The 26360-nt window shown below is 73.7% G+C and carries 8 protein-coding genes; 6 read left to right on the top strand and 2 right to left on the bottom strand.

Translation table 11 applies throughout. The features are described 5' to 3' along the window. The first annotated feature begins 438 nt into the window (after positions 1-438). Positions 439-1023 carry a dihydrofolate reductase family protein gene (locus AW273_RS33245; protein ID WP_062357171.1) on the top strand — a complete coding sequence of 195 codons (585 nt, stop codon included), beginning with the start codon at positions 439-441 and terminating at the stop codon, positions 1021-1023. Between the two features lie 200 nt (positions 1024-1223). Here the strand turns inward: AW273_RS33245 and AW273_RS33240 are convergent, their stop codons facing one another. Both AW273_RS33240 and AW273_RS33235 read right to left on the bottom strand, forming a co-directional pair. Next, on the bottom strand, positions 1224-1421 hold the full coding sequence (locus AW273_RS33240) for an MbtH family protein (RefSeq protein WP_062357169.1): 198 nt from the start codon (positions 1419-1421) through the stop codon (positions 1224-1226). Then, entirely contained in the window at positions 1418-21529 is a 20112-nt protein-coding gene (locus tag AW273_RS33235) for a non-ribosomal peptide synthetase (RefSeq protein ID WP_083950241.1), read from the bottom strand. The genes AW273_RS33240 and AW273_RS33235 overlap by 4 nt, the downstream gene beginning before the upstream one ends. 99 nt (positions 21530-21628) lie before the next feature. Here AW273_RS33235 and AW273_RS33230 point away from each other — a divergent pair, with 99 nt between their 5' ends. From AW273_RS33230 to AW273_RS33210, 5 genes are all read left to right on the top strand, one after another. Next, positions 21629-22678, top strand: coding sequence for a FecCD family ABC transporter permease (locus AW273_RS33230; RefSeq protein ID WP_232327719.1), 1050 nt, complete (start codon positions 21629-21631; stop codon positions 22676-22678). Between the two features lies 1 nt (position 22679). Next, positions 22680-23741, top strand: a complete 1062-nt coding sequence (locus AW273_RS33225) for a FecCD family ABC transporter permease (RefSeq protein WP_062357163.1) — start codon at positions 22680-22682, stop codon at positions 23739-23741. 6 nt (positions 23742-23747) lie between these two features. Then, complete coding sequence (locus AW273_RS33220; protein WP_062357161.1) at positions 23748-24542, top strand: ABC transporter ATP-binding protein; 795 nt, start codon at positions 23748-23750, stop codon at positions 24540-24542. Between the two features lie 80 nt (positions 24543-24622). Further along, positions 24623-25066 carry a CBS domain-containing protein gene (locus AW273_RS33215; RefSeq protein ID WP_062357159.1) on the top strand — a complete coding sequence of 148 codons (444 nt, stop codon included), beginning with the start codon at positions 24623-24625 and terminating at the stop codon, positions 25064-25066. Further along, positions 25063-26355, top strand: coding sequence for an ArsB/NhaD family transporter (locus AW273_RS33210; RefSeq protein WP_062357156.1), 1293 nt, complete (start codon positions 25063-25065; stop codon positions 26353-26355). The genes AW273_RS33215 and AW273_RS33210 overlap by 4 nt, the downstream gene beginning before the upstream one ends. Positions 26356-26360: the final 5 nt, after the last annotated feature.

Genomic DNA, 26360 nt, shown 5'->3' with positions numbered 1-26360 from the left:
GCTGTTGCGGAACAGGACGTCGATGTCGAGCCCCGAGTCGGACACTGGGGGGCTTTCGGTCACGCCGTCAGCCCCCACCGGGGTCACCACGTAGCCGGGTGCGTAGACGATGGTGCCAGTCCGCGGGCTCAGCGGAGCTGAACGGTCGCGGCGGGTGTCCGGTCCGTGTGGGCCTGTCGGTGTCCGGATGAACCTGTCGGATGGGATGTCGGAGTTCTGGGGTAACCGTCGGGGCTGGTGGTGCGTTATGAGCGCCGTCCCGTTGCGAACCTGAACGCCCCGAACGCCCGAATCGGTCGCGCGCTCAGTCTGCGGTCTGGTTCGCATCACGACGGTGCTGAGCAGGTGGGATCGGGCGCCGATGAGAAATGGCGCCGGCAGTCGTCTAAGTAGGCGTCCGGTGAAAACGCGCTGCGCGCATCAAGGGAGAGCAACAAGATGAGACCACTTCGATACTCGATCAACGTCACGCTCGACGGCTGCTGCCATCACGAGGCAGGGCTCCCCCCGGACGAGGAGTCGATGCGTTACTGGACCGCTGAGATGGAGCGAGCCGATGCCCTGCTATTCGGCCGGGTGACCTACGAGATGATGGAGTCGGCGTGGCGGAAGCCGGCCACGGACACGTGGCCCGACTGGATGGATGAGTGGCAGATCCCGTTCGCCGAGACCATCGACCGGGCGAAGAAGTACGTTGTGTCGAGCACGCTGAGCACGGTCGATTGGAATGCCGAGCTGGTGCGAGGCGACTTCGGGCAAGCGGTTCAGCGGCTCAAGCAGGAGTCAGGCGAGGGCCTGTGGGTGGGTGGCGTGACGCTCCCCCTGGCGTTGGCAGATCGGGGACTGATCGACGAGTACGAGTTCCTTGTGCAGCCGGTCCTTGCCGGACACGGGCCGACGTTGCTCGCCGGTCTGCGCGAGCGCATCCAGCTCGAACCCGTGGACCGCCGTGAGTTCCGGTCGGGGGCGGTCGCCCTGCGATACCGGCCCACGCGAGTCGCCGAAGGCGGCACGCGGGGCTGACCGTATCTCGGTCGGCCCGCCGTGTGCCGGGGTATCCCAGAGGATGCCGCCTTCACGAACAGCCTCCACCGGCGTTGATCGCCCGAGAGATCGTCGACGATCTGCAGGCGGCGCTCAACGAGATCGCGGCTGGTTCCGAGTTGTCGCGGTCAACGTACCCGGAACAGAGGCCGGGCCCTACAAGGGCCCGGCCTTCTCCGTTATCGCAGGCTCTTGGGGCGCATGTCCGTCCAGGTCGCCTCGATGTGGTCGAGGCAGGCCTGCCGCGCCGCCGGGCCGAAGCTCACCGTCCAGCCCGCGGGCACGTCGGCGAACTCGGGCCACAGGCTGTGCTGGTCCTCCTCGTTCACCAGGACGACATAGACCCCGTCGGGGTTCTCGAACGGGTTGCTGCTCATGCGCGGGTTCCCTTCTCTAGCGCGTCGCGCCACCTGTCGGCCAGGTCGGGCGCCCCGGGGGCGCGCGTCCAGGTCGCGGTGAACACGCCGTCCATGGTGACGGCGTCGATGGTGTACGGGTGAATCAAGGGGGCGTCCGGGTGGTCGGGCGTCTCCTCGGCGGAGGGATCCACGGTCCAGTCGCCCTCCTCCGGGGAAGAGCGGCCCAGGTAGTTCAGCAGGACCTCCGGTTCGCCGTCGCCGTGGACGGTGATCTTCGTGAACCAGCCGACCGTACGCGACAGGTCGCGGTCGCCGTCGCGGCCGTGGCGCTCGACCTCGATCGTGATGTCGCGGCCGAACGCCTCCCGCAGCGTCGCGACGAGGAGATCGTCGGTCACGTCGAAGGCCGGGACCTCGGTCGCCGACGTGACCGCGTCGCGGACGAGGCCGTGCGTGCCGGTCTCCGGCAGGTCGTCGCCGGCCGTGGCCCACTGGTGGAACTGGACCGGAACGGGGGGCAGGTCCTCGCCGCGCCAGGCCGCCGCGAGGTCGTCGAGGATGACGCCCCACGAGACGGCGTCGACGGCCAGGTGGTGGATCCTCAACCGGACGCGGTCGCCGAGCCAGTCGACGGCGACCATCCGGCCGGCGCGCGGGTCGAGGTCGCCGACCGTGAACTCGCCGATGTGGAGGCCGTCGCCGGCGAGCCGGGAGCGGAGCATCGGATGCCGGTCGGCCACCGTGCGCAGGAGCTCCTCGAACCGCTCCGGGGTCAGGCCCGCGGGGACGCGGAGCACGGCCGACTGGCAGAACGACTCCATGTGGGGCCGCCGGACCAGGCGGCGCATGATCGGGGTCAGCGGGACGGCCACCCTCCGGGCCGCCTTCGCGAGGGCCTCGGCGGTGCGGGACTCGAAGATCTGGCGGGCGGTGACCGTCCAGCCCTCGGCGCGGGCGCGGGCGATGACGCGCATGGCCACCAGGCTGTCGCCGCCGAAGGCGAAGAAGTCGTCCTCGACGCCGATGCTCTCGGCCCCCAGAACCTCGGCGAAGACCGCCAGCAGCGCCTGTTCGGCCTCGCCGGCGGCTGGGCGGCTCTCCGACGAGGCGAAGGACACGGCCGGGAGCGCGGCGCGGTCGAGTTTGCCGTTGGGCAGCACCGGCAGCCGGTCGAGGGCGACGAAGGCGCTGGGGACCATGTAGTCGGGCAGTTCCGCCGCCGCGGACTCTCTCAGACCGGGCGGAGCCCCGACCGTGTAGGCGACCAGCCGGCCGTCGGCGACCTGCACGGTCACCTGCCTCGCCCAGCGGCTCAGCACCGCCTCGATCTCGCCGGGTTCGACCCGGTGGCCGCGCACCTTCACCTGGTCGTCGGCGCGGCCCCGGTAGTCGAGGCGGCCGTCTTCCGTCCAGCGGGCCAGGTCGCCGGTGCGGTACATGCGCTCGCCCGCCGCGAAGGGGTCGGCGACGAACCGCTCGGCGGTCAGGCCGGGGCGGTTCAGGTAGCCGCGGGCCAGGCCCGCGCCCGCCAGGTAGAGCTCGCCGGTGACGCCGGGGGCGACCGGGCGCAGGCCCGCGTCCAGGACGTAGGCCCGGGTGTTGGCGACCGGGCGGCCGACCAGCGGGGCCGCGCTGTCGCCGGTGTGCTGCACCAGCGCGTCGACCGTGGCCTCGGTGGGGCCGTAGAGGTTCACCCCGTTGCGCAGCCGCGTCCACAACGCGTCGGTGACGGCCTCGCCGCCGACGCCGACGAGCGCCAGCGGGCCGTCGTCGACCAGGCCGGGCATCTGGGCCAGGAACGACGGGGTGACCTCGATGAAGTCGAGCGCGTGCGCCCGCACGAACCGCTCCAGCAGGACCGGGTCTCGCCGGGTCTCGTCGTCGGCGACATAGAGGGTGTGGCCGTCGACCAGCCAGAGTTGCGGCTGCCAGGAGGCGTCGAAGGAGAACGACCAGGCGTGGCCGACCCGGAGGTGACGACGTCCCGTGGACGCCCGCACGCGGTCGTAGAGGTCGGCGCGGTGGTTGTGGAACAGGTTCGCCAGCGAACCGTGGGTGACCACGACGCCCTTCGGGCGGCCGGTCGAGCCGGAGGTGTAGATGACGTAGGCGGGGTGCCTCGGGTCGTACACCTCGGGCAGGTCGCCCGAGCCGTCGAGGCCCCGCAGCGACTCCAGCACCAGCACCGGCGCGGCGTCGGCGAGCATGTCGGCGACGCGGGCCGCCGGGAGGGCCGGGTCGATCGGCAGGTACGCCGCTCCCGACCGCAGCACCGCCAGGATGGCGATGACGTGGTCGGCCGTGCGCGGCAGCGCCAGGGCGACGATCCTCTCGGGACCGGCCCCGCGGGCGACCAGGGCTCTGGCGACGGCGTCGACCGACGAGGTCAGTTCGGCGAAGGTCCAGGTCCGGCCGTCGGCGACCAGCGCCACCGCGGAGGGGGTCGCCGCCGCCTGGGCCGCGAGCAGTTCGGGAATGGCGCCGCCGGTCTCGACGGCCGCGCCGGTGCCCTGGTCGAGCAGCCACCCGCGTTCGCCGGGGACGAGGCCGTCGAGCGTGCCCACGACCGGGTCGTCGGCGACCCGCCGCAGGATCGCCACGAGCGCGTCGGCGACGCGTTCGGCCCTGGCCCGGTCGCCGTGGAACTCGGCCGTCAGCACCAGCTCGTCGCCGGGCTCGACCGCCCAGGTCAGCGGGTAGTGCGTGGCGTCGTGGTGGGCGATCGGGGTGAACCGGTCGTGGCCGCCGGCGTCCGGGTAGGACTCGAAGACCATCAGGGTGTCGAACAGCTCGCCCGTCCCGGCGGCCTGCTGGATGCCGGCCAGGCCGAGGTGCTGGTGCTCGATCAGCGCCGCCTGCCGGTCCTGGAGGCGGGTCAGGTACGCCGTCATCCGCTCCCCCTCGCGCGGGACGGCCCGCACGGGCACGGTCGTGATGAACAGGCCGACCGACGACTCCGACCCCGGCAGGTCGCGGCCGGAGACGGTCGCGCCGAACACGACGTCGTCGCGGCCGGTGAGGCGGGCCAGCAGCAGGCCCCACGCGCCCTGGGCGACGGTGTTGAGCGTGAGGCCGTTGTCCCGCGCGTAGGCGGTGAGGCGGCCGGTCTCGGCCCGCGTCAACCGCACCTCGTGCAGCTCGGGCAGGGCCGGGCGGTGGCCGCCCTGGCCGAGCAGGGTCGGTTCGGCGCCGTCGAGCGCCTCGGCCCAGGCCCTCCGGGCGTCGGGAACGGACTGACGGGCCAGCCGTTCGAGGTGGTCGCGGAACGGGCGGGCCACCGGGTGCGGCCGGTCCTCGCAGAGGGCGGTGAACTCGGCCATCAGCGCGGGCAGCGACCAGCCGTCGAGCAGGACGTGGTGGTGGGAGAGCACGAGGCGGTTCCCGGCCAGCATCAGGCGCAGCAGCGGCGGCTCGTCCACGGGGAAGCGGCGGCGTTCGGCGGCCAGTTCCGCTTCGAGGTCCTCCGGGGCGACCTCCCGCCACGGCAGCTCGACGTGGGCGGGGATCACCGCCACCGGGCGGCCGGACGAGAGGTGGCCGAACCCGGCGCGCAGGTTCTCGTGGCGGTCGAGGAGGGCCTGGCCCGCCGCCCGCAGCCGGTCGGGGTGGATCTCGCCGCCGATCTCGTACACGACCTGGACGGTGTAGACGTCCTCGTCGTCGTAGGAGGCGTGGAAGAGCAGCCCGGCCTGGAGCGGGGTCACCGGGAGGATCGGGTCGGCGAACTCGGCGCGCTCCTCCGGGGTGAAGAAGGCGACCGTCCGCTCGTCGGCGGTGGCCTCGGAGGTGACGGCCGCGAGGCCGCGTACCGAACGGAACCGGAAGACGTCGCGCGGGGTCAGCGCGAGACCGGCCGCCCTGGCCCGGCTGACCAGGCGCATCGCGGCGATGCTGTCGCCGCCGAGGGCGAAGAAGTCGTCCTCCGCGCCGACCCGGTCGAGGCCGAGCACGCCGGCGAACACCCCGGCGAGGGTCTGCTCGCGGGGGGTCGCCGGGAGGGCGTCGCCCACCGCGATATCGGGCGCGGGGAGGGCGGCGCGGTCGAGCTTGCCGCTGGCGGTCAGCGGCAGCGCGTCGAGCCAGACGACGGCGGCGGGCAGCATGTACTCGGGCAGCACGCGGGCCAGGTCGAGGTCGCGCGGCTCGCCGACCACGTAGGCGACCAGGCGGTCGTCACGGGCGACGACGACGCTGGTCCCGCCGATGGCGGCCTCGATCTCGCCGGGCTCGACACGGAAGCCGCGGATCTTGACCTGGTGGTCGGTGCGGCCCAGGTAGGAGAGGGTGCCGTCGCGGTTCCAGCGGGCCAGGTCGCCGGTGCGGTACATGCGCTCCCCCGCCGCGAACGGGTCGGCGACGAACCGCTCGGCGGTCAGGCCGGGCCGGTCGAGGTAGCCGCGCGCGAGCTGCACGCCCGCGAGGTAGAGCTCCCCGGCGACGCCGGGCGGGACCGGCCGCAGCCACCGGTCGAGCACGTAGGCGCGGGTGTTCCAGATCGGGCGGCCGATGGTGACCCGGTCGCCGGTCACCTGGGCGGCGGTGACGTCGACCGACGCCTCGGTGGGGCCGTAGAGGTTGTGCAGCTCGGCGTCGATCCGCTCGTGGAACCGCGCCGCCAGATCGGCCGGCAGGGCCTCGCCGGAGCAGAGCACCCGCGTGAGGCCGCGCACCTCGACGTCGAGGAAGGCGCGCAACATCGACGGCACGAAGTGGACGGTCGTCACGCCCTCCCGCTCGATCAGCGAGGCCAGGTAGGCCGGGTCGCGGTGCCCGTCGGGCCGGGCCACGACGAGCGCCGCGCCGGTGATCAGCGGCCAGAAGAACTCCCACACCGACACGTCGAAGCTCGCCGGGGTCTTCTGCAGCACCCGATCCCCGGCGGTCAGCCCGTATTCGGCCTGCATCCACCGGAGGCGGTTCGCGATGCCCTCGTGCGGGACGACGACGCCCTTCGGCCGGCCGGTCGAGCCGGAGGTGTAGATCACGTAGGCCGGGCTCTCACCCGGGTAGGACGTGGGCAGGTCGCCGTGCGGGCCGGTGGGGAGCGGGCCGTCGACGACGAACACGGGCTTCGCCTCGGCCAGCATGTACGCCCTGCGCTCCGCCGGCAGGCCGGGGTCGAGAGGCAGGTAGGCCGCGCCGGCGCGCTGGACCGCGTACAGGGCCGTGACCAGCTCGATCGAGCGGGGCAGCGACACGGCGACGGTCGTCTCCGGGCCCGCGCCGAGACCGGCCAGCACCCGGGCCGTCTCCTCGACGCGGGCGTCGAACTCGGCGTAGGTGAGGCGGGTGTCCCCGAAGACGAGCGCGAGCGCGTCGGGGGTGCGGCGGACCTGCTCGCGGAACAGCTCGGGCAGGGTGGCCGCCGGGAGGGCGACGGTCGTGAACGCCGGGGGCTCCTCGACGTGGACGTCGAGGTCGCGTACCCGGACCGTGGGGTCGGCGGCCACCTGGCGCAGGAGCCGCACGAGGCGGGCGGCGAGCAGGTCGGCGGTGGCCTGGTCGAACAGGTCGGCGCTGTACTCGATCCAGCCCTCGATCCCGCCGTCGTGCTCGATGAGGTCGACGCTCAGGTCGAACTTCGCGGTGTCCTGGCCGGTCTCGATCTCGGTGACGGTGAGGCCGTCGAACGCGGGCGGGGCGGCCCGGCCGGTCAGGTAGACGACCATGACCTGGAACAGCGGGTGCCGGGCCAGCGAGCGCGGCGGGTCGAGCACCTCGACGAGCCGCTCGAACGGCACGTCCTGGTGCTCGTAGGCGGCCAGCGCCGTGCCCCGGACCCGGCCGAGCACGTCGGCGAAGGTCGGGTCGCCGCTCAGGTCGGTCCGCAGCACCAGCGTGTTGACGAAGAACCCGACGAGGTCTTCGAGGCTCTCGTCGGCGCGACCGGAGATCGGGGTGCCGAGGGGGATGTCCTCACCCGCGCCGAGCCGGTTGAGCAGGGCGGCGACGGCGGCCTGGGCCAGCATGAACATGCTGACGCCGTGCGCCCGCGCGACCTCCCGGAGGCCGCCCGACAGATCGGCGTCGAGGGTGAAGCCCGCCAGGCCGCCCCGGAACGAGCTCTCGGCCGGGCGCGGCCGGTCGGCCGGGAGGGCCAGCTCGGCGGGCAGGTCCCGCAGCGTCTCCGCCCAGTACCCGGTCTGCCCTTCGGGGGCCCAGAGGGTGTAGTCGGCGTACTGGACCGGGAGCGGCGTCCACTGCGGGGCCGCGCCGCGCAGGCGGGCGTTGTAGGCGGTCGCGAGGTCGCGCCGGAGCGGCGCGTCCGACCACTCGTCGGTGGCGATGTGGTGGACGACCAGCGTCAGCACGCCGCCGTCGAGATGCGCCCGGACGGGGATCTCGCGGTCGAGCGCGAACCCCGGCGTCACCGGGCCCTCGACCAGCGGGACCGTGACGTCCTGAAGGACGAGCTGGTAGGGCTCGCCGTCGCGGTCGGGGAAGACGGTCCGCAGCGCCTCGTGCCGTTCGGCGACGTCGTTCAGGGCGTGCCGGAGCGCGCCGACGTCCAGGGGGCCGTCGAGACGCCAGGCCGTGGTGGTCTCGTAGGCGCCCGCGCCGCCGATCCGGTCGAGCAGCCACATGCGGCGCTGGGCGTAGGAGAGCTGGAGGAACTCGGGCCGTTCCACCGGCACGGGACCCGGCCGGACCGCCTCGCCGAGCCGCAGGGCCAGCCGGGCCGGGGTCGGCGCGTCGAAGACCGCCCGGAGCGACACCTCCGCGCCCAGCGCCGCGCGGACGCGGCTGACCAGGCGCATGCCGAGCAGCGAGTGGCCGCCGAAGGCGAAGAAGTCGTCGTCGGGGCCGATCTCGGTGCCGAGCACGTCGGCGAAGACCGCGCACAGCACCTCCTCGCGGGCGTCCCGGGGGCGGCGCGGGGCGGCGGCCCTCCGCTCGGGGGCCGGGAGCGCGCGGCGGTCGAGCTTCCCGGCGACCGACCTCGGCAGCGTGTCCATCGGCACGAACGCGGCCGGGACCATGTGGTCGGGGACCCGCGCCGCGACGTGGGCGCGCAGCTCGTCCTCGGCCGCGGCCGAGACGACGTAGGCGACCAGCGTCTCCTCGCGCACGATCACCGCCGCCTGGGTGACGGCCGGGTGGGCGCGCAGCACCGCCTCGATCTCGCCGGGTTCGATCCGGAAGCCGCGCAGCTTCACCTGGTCGTCGGTGCGGCCCAGGAATTCGAGGCTGCCGTCGGGGCGGAAGCGGGCCAGGTCGCCGGTACGGTACATGCGCTCCCCCGCCGCGAACGGGTCGGCGGTGAAACGTTCGGCCGTCAGGCCCGGCCGGTTGAGGTAGCCGCGCGCCAGGCCCGGTCCGGCCAGGTAGAGCTCGCCCGGCACGTTGGCGGGCTGGGGGCGCAGGCGGGCGTCCAGGACGTACACGCGGATGTTGGCCACCGGGGCGGCCCAGCCGTCGTGCCAGCCGTAGGCGTCGACCGCGCACTCGGTCGGGCCGTAGAGGTCGTGCACGACGACCCCCGGCAGGCTCGTGAGCCGTTGCCACAACTCGGGCGGGGTGGCCTCGCCGCCGACCGAGAGCACCTTCGGCGCGTAGCCGTCGAGGAACCCGTGGTGCATGAGTTCCCGCAGGTAGGTCGGGGTGAGGTCGACGTAGTCGAGGCGCTCGCGCTCGATCAGGGCGAGCAGCGCCGCCGGGTCGGTCATGGTCTGCTCGTCGGCGACGTGCAGCGGGTGCCCGGCCAGCAGCCAGAGCAGCGGCTCCCACGAGCCGTCGAAGCCGAACGACGCGGCGTGCAGCGCCCTGGCCGGTTCGGCGGCGATGAGGTCGGCGGCGTGGGCCGCGAACAGGTTGGCCAGGCCCCGGTGGGTGCCGACGACGCCCTTGGGCGTGCCGGTCGACCCGGAGGTGTAGATGACGTAGGCCGCGCCGTCGGGCTCGACGTCGGCGACCTCGGCCGTGCCGGTCAGGCCGTCGAGCGAGGACAGCACGCAGACGGGCGCGGCGTCGGCGATCATGTACGCCAGCCGGTCGGCCGGATGGCCCGGGTCGATGGGCAGGTACGCGGCCCCGGAGGCCAGCACGCCCAGGATCGCCGGCACCATCTCGGCCCGGGAGAGCGCCAGGCCCACGACCTTCTCCGGTCCCGCGCCCTCGGCGATGACGTGCGCCGCGACCGCGCGGACCCGCTCGGCCAGCTCGGCGAAGGTGTAGGCGCGGTCGGCGGTGACCAGGGCGGTGTGGTGCGGCCTGGTCACCGCCAGCTCTTCGACGATCGACGGGATCGACCGGAACGGGAACGGCCGGGCCTCGCTCCGGGGAACGGCGTCGCCGTCGAGCAGGACCGGCAGCTCGCTGACCCGGGCGCCGAGCCGGAGCCCGGCCAGGAGCCGCAGCGTCCGGGCCGCGATGTCGGCGGCGGTCCGCTCGGTGAACCGGCCTTCGGCGTACTCCAGGAGCAGGGTCATGCGCGGGCCGTCGACGAAGGTGAAGTCGAGGTCGAACTTGGCCGTCTCGATCCGGGTGTCGATCCACTCGGTCTCCAGGCCGAGCACGTCGGGGTCGCCGCCGGGCCGGTGGTGGTAGCCCATCATGACCTGGAACAGCGGGTTGCGGCCGGGCACCCGCGGCGGGTTGAGGTCCTCGACGAGCCGCTCGAACGGCAGGTCCTGGTGGGAGAAGGCGGCCAGGTCGGCCTCCTTCACCCGGTCCAGCAGCTCCCCGAACGTCGGGTCGCCCGACAGGTCGGCCCGCAGGACGAGGGTGTTCACGAAGAACCCGACGAGGTCGTCGAGCCCTTCGTCGGTACGCCCCGCGATCGGCGCCCCGATCGGGATGTCGTCGCCCGCGCCCAGCCGGTGCAGCAGGGCGGCCACGGCGGCCTGGAGGACCATGAACACGCTGGTCCCGGTGGCGGCGGCCAGCGCCCTGACGGCCTCGGCATCGGGTATGTCGAGGGTGACCAGGCCCGACGCCCCGCCGGGCACACGCGGGCCGTCGTGCGGCAGGGCGATCTCGTCGGGCAGGCCGTCGAGGCGGTCGCGCCAGAAGGCGAGCTGGCGCTCGCCGTCCTGGGCCAGCAGGCGGTCCTGCCAGAGGGTGTAGTCCGCGTACTGGACCCGGAGCGGCTCCCAGTCGGGGGCCCGGCCGAGCAGCCGCGCCCGGTAGGCCGTCTCCAGGTCGCGCAGGAACGGGCGGTCGGACCACTCGTCGGTGGCGATGTGGTGCAGGATCATCGCCACGAGGTGCTCGCCGGGGGCGGTCTCCCGGACGGAGACCCTGATGGGCGGCTCGGCGGTCAGGTCGAACGGTGAACGGTCGTCGGCGGCGGTCACCCGGACCGTCAGGTCGGTGACGACCTGGTAGGGCTCGCCGTCGACCTCCTCGATGACGGTCCGCAGCACCTCGTGCCGCCGGACCACGTCGTTCACGGCCTGCTCGAAGGCGGCGGTGTCGAACGCGCCGCGCACCTTCACCACCAGCGGGAAGTGGTAGGCGTCGCCGCCCGAGAGGCGTTCGGCCAGCCACAACCGCCGCTGCGCGGCCGACGCGGGCACCCGCTCCGGCCTCGGCCCCGCCGTCAGCGCCGGGCGGGCCGGCGCGCCGCCGGCGACGCGTTCGGCCAGCAGCGCCGGGGTCGGGGCCTCGAACAGGTCCCTGATGGCGAGTTCGGCGCCGAGTTCGGCGCGGGCCCGGCTGACCACGCGGGTGGCCAGCAGCGAGTGGCCGCCGAGTTCGAAGAACACGTCCTCGGCCGTGACCTCCGCCAGGCCGAGGACCTCGGCGAAGATGCGGCAGAGGCTCTCCTCGGCGGGCGTGCGCGGCGCGCGTCCGCCGCCGCTCGCGACCGGCTCCGGCGACGGGAGGGCGGTGAGGTCGAGCTTGCCGTTGTCGTTCATCGGCAAACTCGGCAGCACGACGAACGCGCCCGGCACCATGTAGTCGGGCAGCTCGCGCCGGACGTCCTCCCGGACCGCCGCGACCAGCGCGCCCGACCGGCGGGCGTCGCCGGGGTCGTTGGCGAGGGGCACTCCGCCGGTCGGGCGGTAGACGCCGTCGAGGGCCCGCGGCACCTCGGGCAGGAACACCGCCTCGAAGCAGCCCGGTTCCGGCGACCAGGTGGTGACGGCCGCGCCGAACGAGTGGAGGAACTCCGGTTCGACGCCGCCCTCGACGATCCGGCCGTCGGGGATGCCGGTGACGCGGATCGGGCTTCCGCCGAACCCGGTGAAGTCGGGCCAGGCCACGCAGGGAACGTCCTGAACCGAAATTTCGGCATCCGTCTTGTGCAGCACCACGTCGTAGCGGTACCTGCTGAGCTCGTTGTGGTGGTGCCCGCGCTTGGTGCGCAGGTCGACGGGGTGGCCGAGGGTCGTGAAGTAGTCGGGGTCGACCAGGAGCTCCTTCTCCAGGGCGAGGCCGCGGTCGACGTCGCCGCCCTTCACCGCCTGGATCGCCTCGTGGAAGTGCCGGTTCAGCCGCAGGTTGCGGACGTCGCCGACGAACAGCGCGCCGCCCGGCTTGAGCAGCGCCATCGCGCCCTCGACGACCTCGGTCAGGTGGTCGAGGCTCGGGAGGTACTGGATGACGGAGTTGATGACGATCGTGTCGAAGAAGTCACCCGGCAGGCCGTCGGTGACGTGCGCCGCCTGGTGCCGCAGGGTGACCTTCGCGGCCAGCGCGGGATCCCGTCCGAGGTCCTCGCCGATCTTGCGGATGACGGGGGCGGCGAAGTCGGTCGCCCAGTAGCTCTCGGCCTCGGGGGCCAGCCTCGACAGCAGCAGGCCGGAGCCGACGCCGATCTCCAGGACGTTCCGGGGATTCAGCGAGCGGATGCGGTCGACCGTCGCCTCCCGCCATTCGCGCATGTGCTCCAGCGGGATCGGGGTTCCGTCGTAGGAGTTGTCCCAGCCGGCGAAGTCCTCGGTCCAGACGGCGGTGCCGATCTCCTCGTACTCGTCGGAGTAGATCTCCTGCCACTCGCCGATCAGGGCGCTCTCGGTTTCGCGGCGGTCCCCCGGGACGGGCACGAGGTAGGCCACCAGGCGGTCGTCGCGGACGACCACGGCGGCCTGGGCCACCTGCGGCAGCCGGGTGAGCGCGTTCTCGACCTCGCCCGGCTCGACGCGGTGGCCGCGGATCTTCACCTGGTCGTCGGTGCGGCCGAGGAAGTCGATGTTGCCGTCGGGACGCCGCCGCACCAGGTCGCCGGTGCGGTACATGCGCTCGCCGGGCAGCCCGAACGGGTCGGCGACGAACCGTTCGGCGGTCAGGCCGGGGCGGCGCAGGTAGCCGCGGGCCAGGCCGACGCCGGAGATGTAGAGCTCGCCCGCGACGCCCTCGGGCACCGGCCGCAACCAGCCGTCGAGGATGTGCGCCCGGGTGCCCCGGATGGGGGTGCCGACGGTCGGGGTGTCGCTGTCGTGGGTGCCGCCGCCGAGCGTGTTGATCGTGTACTCGGTCGGCCCGTAGAGGTTGTAGCCGTAGGTGCCCTCGGTGTCGCGCAGCACCGACCACACGTGGTCGGAGACGGCCTCGCCGCCGAGCAGCACCAGCGGCGGCCGGTGCCCGTCGAGCAGCCCCTCGTCGATCAGCACGTGGGCGTAGGTGGGGGTGACGTTGACGACGTCGATCCGGTTGGCCTCGCAGTAGGCGACCAGCGCGAGGGCGTCGCGGCGCAGCTCCTCGTCGCAGACGTGCACCTCGTGGCCCTCGACCAGCCACAGGAGTTCCTCCCACGACATGTCGAACGCGAACGACACCGTGTGCGCGATGCGCAGCCGCCGTCCGCCGGCCGAGGCGACCGCCGGGTCGAAGATCGCGCTCTGGTGGTTGACCTGCATGTTCGTCAGGCCCCGGTAGGGCGTGACGACGCCCTTCGGGCGGCCGGTCGACCCGGAGGTGTAGATGACGTAGGCGGGGTGGTCGAGGCTGAAGGAGAGCGTGACCGGGTCGGGCGCGTGGTCGTCCAGCCGGTCGAGGAAGACCCTCGGGGTGCCGGTGGCGATGCGGGCCGAGACCTCCGGCGTGGTGACCAGGACGACCGGGCGGGCGTCGTCGAGCATGGCGGCCAGGCGGTCGTCGGGGTGGTCGAGCTCCAGCGGCAGGTAGGCGGCGCCGGTCCTGAGCACGGCGAACAGCGCCGCGACCATGTCGATCGAACGCGGCAGGCCGAGGGCCACGACGGCCTCGGGCTCGGCGCCGTGGGCGATCAGCAGCCGGGCGATGCGGTTGATATTCGCGTCGAGTTCGGCGTAGGTGACCGTGACGTCGCCGAAGACCAGCGCGGTGGCGTCCGGGGTGCGTTCCGCCTGCCGGGCCAGCAGGTCGGCGACGGTCTCGGCCGGGTCGTCGACGCGGTTCTCCCAGGGGTCGACGGCCTCGGCCGGGAGCGAGAGGTCGAGGCGGCCCGCGGGGGCGTCGAGGTCGGCCGCCAGCCGGGTGACGGCCAGGGCGAACCGGTCGAGGAGGTCGGCGGCGTACCGCTCGGAGACGAGGTCCGGGCGGTAGGCCAGGGTGACCCTGGTCGGGTCGCCCGGGGTGACGATCAGGTTGACCGGGTAGTGGGTGGCGTCGACGTTGGCGACGGCGGTCGCGCCGTGGCGTTCGCGCAGGTCGGCGAGGCGTTCGCGGGTGTCGCCGTCGCGCATGACGAACAGCGTGTCGAACAGCCTGCGGTGGCCCGTCTCGGCCTGGACGACGCCCAGGCCCAGCCACTCGTGCGGCATCAGCGCGAGGCGTTCGTCCTGCACCCGGCGGAGCAGCGCGCCGACCGGCTCGGCCGGGTCGAAGGCGATGCGGGCCGGGACGGTGTTCAGGAACAGGCCGATGACGTTCTCGACGTCGGGGACCTCGGCCGGGCGGCCGGCGACCGTGGTGCCGAACACGACGTCGCTCCGGCCGGTCACCCCCGCCAGGGTGAGACCCCACGCCGTGGTGAACAGGGTGTTCAGGGTGAGGCCGTAGTTGCGGGCGACGTCGCGGAGGGTGCCGGGCAGGTCGCGGTCGAGCTGCTCGGGGATGACCGGGTCGTGGTCGCCGGGGGCGAGCAGGGTCGGCTCGTCGAGGCCCTTCAGCGCCGTGCGCCAGGCGGCGGTCGCGACGGCGGTGTCCTGGGCGTCGAGCCAGGTCAGGTAGTCGCGGTAGCCGCTCGCGCCCAGGGGGGCGGCGAGGTCCTCGTACAGGGCGAAGAGCCGGTCGAGGAACAACCACGCCGACCAGCCGTCCCAGAGCAGCAGGTGGCGGCCGATGACGAGGCGGTCGCGGTCGGGCAGGCGGATCAGCAGGACGCGGAACAGGATCGGCCGGTCGAGGTCGAACCGCCTGAGCCGCTCGGCCCGCATGAGGGCGTCGAGGTCGGCGGGGTCGTCGTGGACCTCCAGCGGGATCTCGTAGTCGGTCGCGATGAACTGGACCGGCTGGCGCAGGCCGTCGCTGGTGAACCCGGCCCGCAGTCCCGGGGTGGCGGCCAGCAGCGCGCCGATCGCGGCGCGCAGCCGCCCGGGGTCGAGCCGGCGGTCGAGGTCGAAGGTCTCGTGGACGGTGTAGACGTCGAGCTCGTTCGCGTCGAAGTTCGAGTGGAAGAACAGGCCCTCCTGGAGCGGCGCCAGCGGCCAGACCTCCAGGTCGCCTAGCCTGGCCCGCTCCTCGTCGGTGAGGCGGAACTCCGGCCGGGCCGCCGCCGTGCCGGTCACCGCCGTGCCGGTCACCGCCGTGCCGGTCACCGGTTCGGCGGTCGCGGCCAGGGCGGCCGGGGTGCGGTGGACGAAGACGTCGCGCGGGCTGACGGCCAGCCCGGCCGCGCGGGCCCGGCTGGAGACGCCGATCGAGCTGATGCTGTCGCCGCCGAGCAGGAAGAAGTCGTCGTCGGCGCCGACCTCGCCGAGCCTGAGCACCTCGGCGAAGATCGCGGTCAGCAGTTCCTCGCGCGGGTTCCCGGCCGCGCGGCCCGCCGCCCGCCGCGCCGTCGGCTCGGGCAGGGCGTCGCGGTCGAGCTTCCCGCTCGGGGTCAGCGGGAGGGCGTCCAGCACCACATAGGCCCCGGGCACCATCGCGGCCGGGAGCCGCTCGGCGACGGCCCCGCGGACCTGGTCTTCCGTGACGTCGCCGACCACGTAGGCGACCAGCGTGCCCGACCTGACGGTGACGGCCGCGCGGGCGACCCCGGCGACGGCGGCGAGCGCGGCCTCGACCTCGCCGAGCTCGACGCGGTTGCCCCGGAGCTTCACCTGGCGGTCGGTGCGCCCCAGGTAGTCGACCGTGCCGTCGGGGCGGCGCGCGACGAGGTCGCCGGTGCGGTACATGCGCCGGCCCGGCTCGAACGGGTCGGCGACGAACCGCTCGGCGGTCAGGCCGGGCCGTCCGTGGTAGCCGATGGCGAGCTGGACCCCGGTGAGGTAGAGCTCGCCGGGCACGCCGTCGGGCACCGGCCGCAGGCACGTGTCGAGCACCCGCAGGCCGGTGTTCCACACCGGCTTCCCGATGGGGACCGTGACGTCGTCCTGGTCGGTCGTGTACGGGTGATGGGTGACGTCGACGGCCGCCTCGGTCGGGCCGTAGAGGTTGTGCAGCGGGACGCCGGTCAGCTCGGTCCAGCGGCGGGCCGCCTGGCCGGGGAGGGCCTCGCCCGAGGAGAAGACCCGCCGCAGCGGGCCCGCCCACGACGGGTCGGCGGTGATCTCCGGGGCGGCGAGGAACGCCTCCAGCATCGACGGCACGAAGTGCGCCGTGGTGACGCGCTCGGCCGCGATGAGGCCGGCGAGGTAGGCCGGGTCGTGGTGGCCGTCGGGCCGGGCGAACACCACCGCCGCGCCCTCGCACAACGCCCAGAAGAACTCCCAGACCGACACGTCGAAACCGGCCGGGGTCTTCTGCAGGATCCTGTCGTCGGCGTGGAGGGGGTAGGCGCCCTGCATCCACTCCAGCCGGTTGACGATGGCCTCGTGGGAGACGAGCACGCCCTTGGGACGGCCGGTCGAGCCGGAGGTGTAGATCAGGTAGGCGGGGTCGCCGGGACGCGCCCCGGCCGGGTCGGGGTGATCGCCATCTGCGGAGCCGCCCGGACGTGCCCGGGCCGGGTCCGAGGGGTCGACGACTGCGGGGCCGACGTCACGGGCCGCGCTCGGGCGGCTTTCGCCGCCCGAAATTTCAACGTTCAGCTCCCGGCCCCGGATCACCGTCGTGGCGCCGCTGTCGGCCAGCATGTACACGATGCGGTCGGCCGGGTAGCCGGTGTCGATCGGCAGGTAGGCCGCGCCCGACTTCAGCACCGCCAGCAGCGCGATCATGAGCTGCTCGGAACGCGGCACCGCCACGGCGACGACGTCGCCGCGCCCGGCGTGCAGGCGGCCCGCGAGTTCGGTCGCGCGGGCGTCGAGTTCGGCGTAGGTGAGGCGGGTGTCCTCGTACACGACCGCGAGCGCGTGCGGGGTGCGGGCCACCTGCGCCGCGATGCGGCCGGTCAGGGTGCCCGGCTCGATCGCGACGGTCTCGCCCTGCTGGGGGCCGAGGTCCTCGGTCAGGTCGACGCTGGCGGCGCGCCGGCCGGGGTCGGCGGCGACGGCGGTGAGCAGGCGGGCCAGCCGGTCGGCGATCCCCTCGGCCTCGGCGCGCGGCACCCGTCCCTCGTGGAACTTGAGCCGCAGGTCGAGGCGGCGGCCCGGCTTGACGATCAGCGCGAGCGGATAGTGCACGGTGTCGTGGAACTCCGCGCCCGCGATCCGCAGCCCGCCCGCCGCGAGGCCGCCGCTCGACGGGTAGTTCTCGAACACGACCAGGGTGTCGAACAGTTCCTCGCCGCCCGCGCGCCCGGCGGCCCGCTGGACGGCGGCCAGGCCGAGGTGCTGGTGGTCGAGCAGGGCGGCCTGCTCGCCCTGAAGCGTGGTGAGCAGGTCGGCCAGCGTCGCCGACGGGCTCCACCGGAACCGGGTCGGCAGCGTGTTGATGAACAGGCCGACCATGTCCTCGATCCCGGCCACCTCGGCGTCGCGGCCGGAGACGGTGGTGCCGAAGACGACGTCGTCGCGCCCGGTGGTGCGGCCGACGAGCAGGCCCCAGGCTCCCTGGACGACCGTGCTCAGCGTCACGCCGAGCCGGCGGGCCCGCGCGGTGAGCCGTTCGGTGACGTCCTCGGCGAGCTCGACCCGCACGTGCGCCGGGACCACCGGGGCCGGTGGCGCGGCGACCATGCGGGCCGGCTCGTCGAACCCGGCCAGGGCCGTCGCCCAGGCCGCCCGCGCGCCCTCGCCGTCGCGCCCGGCCAGGCCGCGCAGGAACTCGCGGTACGGGGTGACCTCCGGCAGCGTCTCACCCGCGTAGAGCGCCAGCAGCTCACGGTGGAGCACCGGCAGCGACCACCCGTCGGCGACGATGTGGTGGAACGTGAGGACCAGCCGCCGGCCGCCGATCAGCACGAACCGCAGCAGCGGCGCGTCGGCCAGGTCGAACGGCCGCGCCCTCTCCTCGGCGGTGACGTCCTGGTCGGACTCCCGCCACGGCAGCGCCACCTCGCGCCGGACCACCTGCACGGGACGGCCGTCGTCACCGGGCCGGAAACAGGCCCGCAGCGGCGCGTGCCGGGCGACCAGCCGCTCCGCCGCCCGGCGCAGCCGCTCGGCGTCGACGTCGCCGTCGAGCTCGACGACCTGCTGGACCACGTAGGCGTCGTGGTCGTCGGCCAGCGAGTGGAAGTAGAACCCCTCCTGGAGGGGGCTGAGCGGCAGCAGCTCCTCGACGTCGAGCCCGGCGACGTCGGCGCCCCCGGGCACGTCGAGGGCGCCGGCCGTCCGAGTCTGGACGTCGGCCACGACGCCGCCCAGCGCGGCGACGGTCCGGTGCCGGAAGACGTCGCGCGAGGTCAGCCGCAGCCCGGCGGCGCGGGCGCCCGCGAGCACCCGGATCGCGGTGATGCTGTCGCCGCCCAGCACGAAGAAGTCGTCGTCGATCGTCACGCCGGACACCCCGAGCGCCTCGGCGAACAACGCGCAGAGCAGCTCCTCCCGGGGGTCGCGCGGGGCGCGGCCGGAACTGAGCGCGGCGTAGTCGGGCGCGGGCAGGGCGGCGGCGTCGATCTTGCCGCTGGCGGTGACGGGCAGCCGGTCGAGCGGGGTGAAGGCGGCCGGGACCATGTAGTCGGGCAGGAACTCGGCGGCGTGCGCCCGCAGCACGCGCATGAGCGCCGACACGTCCCGGAAGGGGGCGGGCCGGTTGGCGAGCGGGAACCCCCCGGAGGGGCGGTAGCCGGGGGGCGCGCCGGCGCCCGGCCGGGTGAAGACGGCCTCCAGCGAGCCGTCGTCGGCCTGGGCGTCCCAGGTGACGGTGGCCTCGAAGCCCTGCTCGGCGGCGAGGGCGTGCAGGTCCTCGGGGTCGACGCCCTCGGCCGCCGCCGGGCGGCTGGTGTCGTCGACGGCGTACAGGGCGGTGAGGTCGGCGGTCAGGCGGGCGTTGGGGATGCCGGTCACGCGCAGGCCGTCGGCGAGGGTGAGGCCGGGGCCCGTCCACCGGACGGCCGGCGCGTCGGCGGGCTCCCGGGTGCCGGGGCGGAGCACGACGTCGTAGCGGTAACGGGTGAGTTCGTTGTGGAACCGTCCCCGCTTGACCTGGATGTCGGCGGTGAAGCCGTCGAGGGTGGCGAAGAAGTCGGGGTCGAGGAGGAGTTCGCCCTCCCACGACACCGAACGGTCGGTCGCCGCCCGGATCGCCTGCTTGTCGTCGGGGTGGCGGCGCGTCTCCACGGCGGCCCGCAGCGTGCGCAGGAGCCGGAGGTTGCGCACGTCGCCGACGAAGACCGCCCCGCCGGGGGCCAGCAGCGTCGCCGCCTTCCGGATGACCCGCTCCAGGTAGGCGGCGTCGGGGAAGTACTGCGCGACCGAGTTCACCACGACGACGTCGAAGTGGCCCTCGGGCAGGCCGGTGACGTCGTCGGCGGGCTGGGCGCGCAGGCGCACCTTGGCGGCCAGCGCCGGGTCGAGCCGGTCGCCGAGCGCCCGCACGGCCTCCTCCGATAGGTCGGTGGCCCAGTAGGCCTCGGCCGCCGGGGCGATCCGGTCGAGGATCAGGCCGCTGCCCGCCCCGATCTCCAGGACCTTCGCCGGCCGCAGGGCCGCGATGCGCGCGACGGTGGCCTCGCGCCACTCGCGCATCTCCTCCAGGGGGATCGGGAGGCCGTCGTACATGCTGTTCCACCCGGCGAAGCCGTCACCGGCCGAGGCGGAGTAGAGCAGCTCGTGCAGGTCCTTCCACTCCCCGACGCTCGCTCCCCCGACGAGCGACGGCACGATGTAGGCCGCCAGCCTCCGGTCGCCCGGCCGGTCCTCGCGCACCACGACGGCGGCCTGCTCGACGGCCGGGTGGGCGCGCAGCACCGACTCGATCTCGCCGGGCTCGATGCGGTATCCCCGGATCTTGACCTGGGAGTCGACCCGGCCGAGGAACTCCAGGCGGCCGTCCGACCGCCATCTGACCAGGTCGCCGGTGCGGTAGAGGCGCTCCCCCGGCCCGCCGAACGGGTCGGCGACGAACCGTTCGGCGGTGAGCGCCGGGCGGCCGAGGTAGCCGCGCGCCAGGCCCTCGCCCGCCAGGTAGAGCTCGCCCGGCACACCCGCCGGGACCGGCCTGAGCCGGTCGTCGAGCACGTAGGCGCGGGTGCCCGGGTCGGGGACGCCGATCGGCACGATCGAGCCGGGCGCGATGTCGGGGTCGCACAGGCCGAGCGTGGAGTTGGTGGTCGCCTCGGTCGGGCCGTAGGCGTTGAACATCATCCGGCCGCGCGCGTAGCGGTTGACCAGCTCGGGCGAGACCCGCTCGGTGCCCGCGAGCAGCGTCGCCGGGGGCAGCACGACGTCGGCGGGCATCGCGTCGAGCAGCGCGGGCGGCAGGATCATGAAGGTGATGCCGTGGGCGTGCGCGTAGTCGGCCAGCGGCCGTCCGGGCACCCGCCGTTCCGACGGCACCACGACCAGGCGTCCGCCCGACAGCAGCCCGAGGCACAGGTCCCAGAACGCGACGTCGAACGACGGCGAGGCGAACTGGAGCACGCGGCTGTGCGGCCCGATCCCGAACCGCTCGACCTGGGTGGCGACCAGCTTGGCGACCCCGGCGTGCGACAACACCACGCCCTTGGGCCGGCCGGTGGAGCCGGAGGTGTAGATGACGTAGGCGGCGTCGCCGACCCGCAGATCGCTCACCGGGTCGGTGGCCGGCCTCGACTCCAGTTCCCGTACGGTCTCCGCCGCGTCCAGCACCAGGCTCCCGGGCTCGGCCGTCTCGGTGGTGGTCACCACGCAGACCGGCCGGGCGTCCTGGAGCATGTAGGCGACGCGGTCCGGCGGGTAGTCGGTGTCGACCGGCAGGTAGGCGGCGCCCGACTTGAGCACCGCGACCTCGGCGACGATCAGGTCGAGCGACCTCGGCACCGCGAGCGCGACGACCTTCTCCGGGCCCGCGCCGCGCGCGATGAGGGCGTGCGCGAGGCGGTTGGCCCGCGCGTCGAGCTCGGCGTAGGTGAGCGCCTGGTCCTCGAAGACGAGGGCGATCTCGCCGGGGCGGGCGGCGACCTGGTCGGCGAACATGGCCGGCCACGTGCGCAGTGGCACGGCGTGCGTGGTCGGGTTCCAGCCGTCGAGGATCAGGCTCCTCTCGTCGGCGGGGAGCAGGTCAAGGTCGGCGACGGGAGCCTCGGGGCGGGCGAGCGCGCCGGCCAGCAGGGTGGCGAGGTGGGCGGCGTCGCCGGGGCCGTCGAAGACGACGTGGCCGTCGTCGAAGGTCACCGTGAGGGCGACTTCGGCGGGCCACGGCCCCACTGCGACGGCGACCTCGGGGAGCTCCCCCGGGCGGCCGTGGGCGCGGGCCTCCTCCAGGGTGGCGGTGACGCTGCGTACAAGCTCGGAGAAGGAGGTCGCCCCCGTGACCGCCAGGCGGAGCGGGAGGCCGTCGTACCCGATCAGTAAGTCGGTCGCGCCGCTGTAGCGGTGCAGCAGGGCCGCGACGGCGGCCAGCCGGGTCGCCTCCGGGGCGGCGGGCACGGCCCGCCGGCCGCGCCGGGATCCGGGCGGGGTCGCCGTGTCCACCGGGAGAGTGAGCCGCTGAGGAAGAGGGGTCAGGCGCCGGCGCCAGAAAGCCGCCGACTGATCGATAGCGGACACGAAAGACCGAGCCTCCCAAACCATGAACGCCACTACTAAGGTAAGCATTACCTAAGTTCTCGGGAAAGGCTACCGAAACCCGGGCGCTAGAGTTAAGGGCTGCCTAACCTAAGATGAGGATTCGTGGCGATCGGTTCAGTTACTCCCAGTAAGTCACCCCCCGGGGTCCGGCCGACGTTGCTGCTGACCCTGCTGGTCGCCCTGCTCGTCCTCGTCTGCCTGCTCTCCCTGGCGCTGGGCGCCGTCGCGATCCCCCTCGGCCAGGTCGTCGCCGCCCTCACCGGAGACCCGGTGTCGTCGAACGTCGAGAACATCGTCTGGTCGGTCCGCGCCCCCCGCACCGCCATCGGCCTGACCACCGGCGTCGCGATGGGCCTGGGCGGCACCCTCATGCAGGCGCTCACCCGCAACCCGCTCGCCGACCCGGGCCTGCTCGGCGTCAGCGCGGGCGCGTCGTTCGGCATCGTCGTCTCGATCGTGGCCTTCGGCATCGGCACCCTGTACGGCTTCATCTGGTTCGCCCTCCTCGGCGCGGCGGCGGCCAGCGTCGTGGTGTTCGTGCTGGGCCGCATGGGCCGCTCGGGCCTCACCCCGGTGAAACTCGCCCTGGCCGGCATCGCCGTGACCGCGTTCCTCGGCTCGGTGACCAGCGCGATGGTCCTCATGGACGTCGAGGCGCTCGACCGCTACCGCTTCTGGTCGGCCGGCTCGCTGGCCGGGCTGAACGGCGACGTGGCCCTCCAGATCCTCCCGTTCGTGGTGGCCGGCGCGGTGCTCGCGCTCGCCTCGGCCCCCGCGCTCAACAGCCTCGCGCTCGGCGACGACGTGGCCACCTCGCTGGGGCGCAACCTGGCCCTGGTCCGCACGCAGGGGGTGGTCGCCGTCATGCTGCTGACCGGGGCGGCCGTCGCCGCGATCGGCCCGGTCGTCTTCATCGGCCTGGTCGTGCCCCACGTGGCCCGCGCCCTGGCCCAGTCGGCCGGCCTCGGCCCCGACCACCGCTGGCTGCTGCCGCTGTCGGCGCTGATCGCCCCGGCGCTGCTGCTCGTCGCCGACATCGCCGGCCGCCTGATCGCCGAACCGACGGAGGTGCAGGCGGGCGTGCTGATCGCGTTCCTGGGCGGGCCGTTCTTCATCATGCTGGTCCGCCGCCGCAAGCTGGCCGAGGTGTGACGTGGCGGCCAAGACCCTCTCCCCCAAGCCCGGCCCGCACTTCCGGATCGCCCTGCCGCCCCTCTCCGGGCGTCTCCGCCCCCGCCTGATCACCGTCTGCGCCGCGCTGGCCGCGGCCACGTTCCTCGTGGTCGCCTGGGCGGTGTCGATGGGCGACTTCCCCATCACCTTCACCGAGGCGATGCGGGCCGTCGTCGGCGTCGGCGACCCCGGCACGCTGCTGATCGTGCGGGAGCTGCGCCTGCCGCGCGCCGTCGTCGGCCTCCTGGTCGGCTTCGCGTTCGGCCTGTCGGGTGCGATCTTCCAGACGATGACCCGCAACGCGCTGGCCAGCCCCGACATGATCGGCTTCACCCAGGGCGCCGGCACGGCCGTCGTGGCCGGCATCGTCTTCGGCTGGACCGGCACCGTCAGCACGCAAGCGCTCGGCCTGCTCGGCACGTTCGTCATGGCCGCCCTCGTGTACGTGCTGGCCTGGCGGCGCGGCACCACCGGCTACCGCATCATCCTGGTCGGCATCGGCCTCCAGTGGATGGCCACCTCGGCCACCGACTACCTGGTGGCCCGCGGCATGCAGTTCCAGGCGCACGCCGCCCTCGGCTGGCTCACCGGCAACCTCAACGGCCGCGACTGGTCCCAGGCCCTGCCGCTGGCGCTCACCATGGCCGTGCTGGTCCCGGCGGCCCTGGCGCTCGGCCGCCTGACCCGCACCCTCCAGCTCGGCGACGACGTCGCCATCGGCCTCGGCACCCGCGTGCAGTTCGTCCGGCTCGCCCTGCTCGTGACGGGGGTCGGCCTGGTCGCCTTCGGCACGGCCGCCGGAGGGCCCATCGCGTTCGTCGCCCTGGCCGCGCCCCAGATCGCCCAGCGGCTGGCCGGCACCGCCTGGCCTCCCCCGCTCGCGGCGGGCCTGACCGGCGCGTTGTTCGTGGCCGGCTCGGACCTCGCCGCCGCCCGGCTGTTCCCGATGGAACTCCCGGTCGGCGTCGTCACCGGCGTCCTCGGCGCCCCGATTCTGCTCTGGCTGCTCATCCGCGCCAACCGCGCGGGCTCAGGAGGCTGAGATCCCATGACCCCCCGACTCCAGGCCGGTGGCCTCCAGCTCGCCTACGACCAGCGGGTCGTCGTCGACGACCTCGACGTGCAGGTCCCCCCGGGCCGCATCACGGCCATCGTCGGCGCGAACGCCTGCGGCAAGTCGACGCTCCTGCGCGCCCTGGCCCGGCTGCTGGCCCCGCGCAAGGGGGCGGTGGAACTCGACGGCCGAGCCCTGCACTCGATCCCGACCCGGGAACTGGCCCGGCGGCTCGGCATCCTGCCGCAGGGCCCGACCGCGCCCGAGGGCCTGACCGTGCTCGACCTGGTGACACGCGGCCGGTCGCCGCACCAGACGTGGTGGCGGCAGTGGTCGAAGGCCGACGAGTCGGCCGTCCACGGCGCCCTGGCCGCGACCGGCATCGCCGACCTGGCCGGCCGCGCCGTCGACGAGTTGTCGGGCGGCCAGCGCCAGCGGGCCTGGATCGCCATGGCGGTGGCGCAGGGCACCCCCGTCCTGCTGCTCGACGAGCCGACGACCTACCTCGACCTCGCGCACCAGATCGACGTCCTGGACCTGATCCACGACCTGAACCGCGACGAGGGCCGCACGATCGTGATGGTCCTGCACGACCTGAACCAGGCCTGCCGGTACGCCGACCACGTGATCGCCATGAAGGGCGGGCGCATCGTGGCGGAGGGCGACCCGGCCGACGTCATCACGGCGGAGACCGTCGCGGAGGTCTTCGACCTGCGTTGCCAGGTGACGACCGACCCGGTGAGCGGGACGCCTCTGGTCATCCCGATGGGGCGGCACCACACGTCGTAGCCGGCTCTTGTTAGAGTTCCTGCCAGGTGAGCCGGGAAGTCTGGTCGGCACTGTTTCCGCCATCCGCGAAGGGCCCGGCCGTGCGCGCTCGTGATCTGCTCACCGACTTCCCCACCGTCACCCTCGACACCCCGATCAGGCAGACCGCCCGGCTGATGGCCGAGCTCGGCCTCGCCGGGCTGATCGTGCTGGACGAGGACGGCCTTCCGCACAGCGTGCTGCCGGGCACCCAGGTCCTCGCGCTCGCGGTGCCCGGCTACTGCCAGGACGACCCGGCGCTGGCCCGGGTCGTCGACGAGGCGCACGCCGACCTCTTTCTCGCCGACGTCGGCGACCGGGCCGTGCGGGACGCGTTGCCGCCACGGCCGAGAGAGCTTCCCGTGACCGATCCCGAGGCCACGATCCTGGAGGTGGCCGCGCTGATGGCCCGCACCCGAAGTCCGCTGGTCGCCGTCGTCGACGACGGCCGCTACCTCGGCGCGATCACGCTGACGACCCTGTTCGACCGGCTCTCCGGCGCATGAGCGCGCTCGCCTGGTTGTCGCTGGCGGTCTTCCTGGGCGTCTACGCCCTGATCGCCTCCGAACGGGTCCACCGGGTCGCCGCCGCCCTCGGCGGGGCGGGGATCATGCTCGGCATCCACGCCACCGACGCCGGGGCGGCGTTCTTCTCCCAGGAGACGGGGATCGACTGGAACGTCGTGTTCCTGCTGCTCGGCATGATGGTCATCGTCGGGGTGCTGAAACAGACGGGCGTCTTCGAATACCTGGCCATCTGGGCGGCCAAACGCGCCAGGGGCCGCCCCTACCGGCTGATGGTGCTGCTGGTCCTGATCACCGCCGCGGCCTCGGCGCTGCTCGACAACGTGACCACGGTGCTGCTGATCGCGCCGGTCACGTTCCTGGTGTGCGCGCGGCTGGGGTTGTCGGCGGTGCCCTACCTGATCGCCGAGGCGCTGGCCTCCAACATCGGCGGCGCGGCCACGCTGGTGGGCGACCCGCCGAACATCATCATCGCCAGCCGGGCCGGCCTGTCGTTCAACGACTTCCTGGTGCACATGGCCCCGATGGTGGTGGTGCTGGTCGTCGTGTTCCTCGGCCTGTGCCGGGTGCTGTTCCGCAAGGCGTTCGTATACGACGAACGGCGCGCCGCCGAGATCATGCAACTCGACGAGCGGGAGGCGATCTCCGACCGGCGGCTGCTGTGGCAGAGCCTCGTGGTGCTCGGCCTGGTCCTGGTGGCGTTCGTACTGCATCCGGTGCTGCACTACGAACCCTCGATCGTCGCGATCCTGGGCGCCGGCATCCTGGTGGCCGCCACGAAGGTCACCACGGAGGAGGCCATCGCCGAGGTCGAATGGCCGACGCTCGTCTTCTTCGTCGGCCTGTTCGTCATGGTCGGCGCCCTGGTCGAGACCGGCGTCATCGGCCAGGTCTCCCGCCTGGCCGTCGAGGCCACCGAGGGGCGTCTCGGGCTGGCCACCATGGTCATGTTGTGGGGATCGGCCGTGATCTCCGCGATCGTCGACAACATCCCGTACGTCGCCACCATGAGCCCCATCGCCGCCGACCTGGTCCAGGCGGGCGGCGGCAACGAGCACGCCCAGGTGCTCTGGTGGGCGCTGGCCTTCGGCGCCGACCTGGGCGGCAACGCCACCGCCGTGGGCGCCGCCGCCAACGTGGTGGTGATCGGCATCGCCGCCCGCAACGGCCAGCCGATCAGCTTCTGGACGTTCACCAAGTACGGCCTGGTCGTCACCGTGGTCACCGTCGCCCTGGTCACCCCCTACCTGTGGCTGCGGTACCTGATGTAGGAGGT

Source organism: Herbidospora yilanensis (assembly GCF_001570565.1).
Taxonomy (GTDB): Bacteria; Actinomycetota; Actinomycetes; order Streptosporangiales; family Streptosporangiaceae; genus Herbidospora; species Herbidospora yilanensis.
Note: the sequence above shows the minus strand (reverse complement) of the source record. Positions and strands in the feature narration are given on the sequence as shown.

Coding starts and splice junctions, on each gene's coding strand:
- AW273_RS33210 (WP_062357156.1), top strand. CDS start 25,063: ATGAGCGCGCTCGCCTGGTTGTCGCTGGCGGTCTTCCTGGGCGTCTAC.
- AW273_RS33240 (WP_062357169.1), bottom strand. CDS start 1,421: ATGAGCAGCAACCCGTTCGAGAACCCCGACGGGGTCTATGTCGTCCTG.
- AW273_RS33220 (WP_062357161.1), top strand. CDS start 23,748: ATGACCCCCCGACTCCAGGCCGGTGGCCTCCAGCTCGCCTACGACCAG.
- AW273_RS33245 (WP_062357171.1), top strand. CDS start 439: ATGAGACCACTTCGATACTCGATCAACGTCACGCTCGACGGCTGCTGC.
- AW273_RS33235 (WP_083950241.1), bottom strand. CDS start 21,529: ATGGTTTGGGAGGCTCGGTCTTTCGTGTCCGCTATCGATCAGTCGGCG.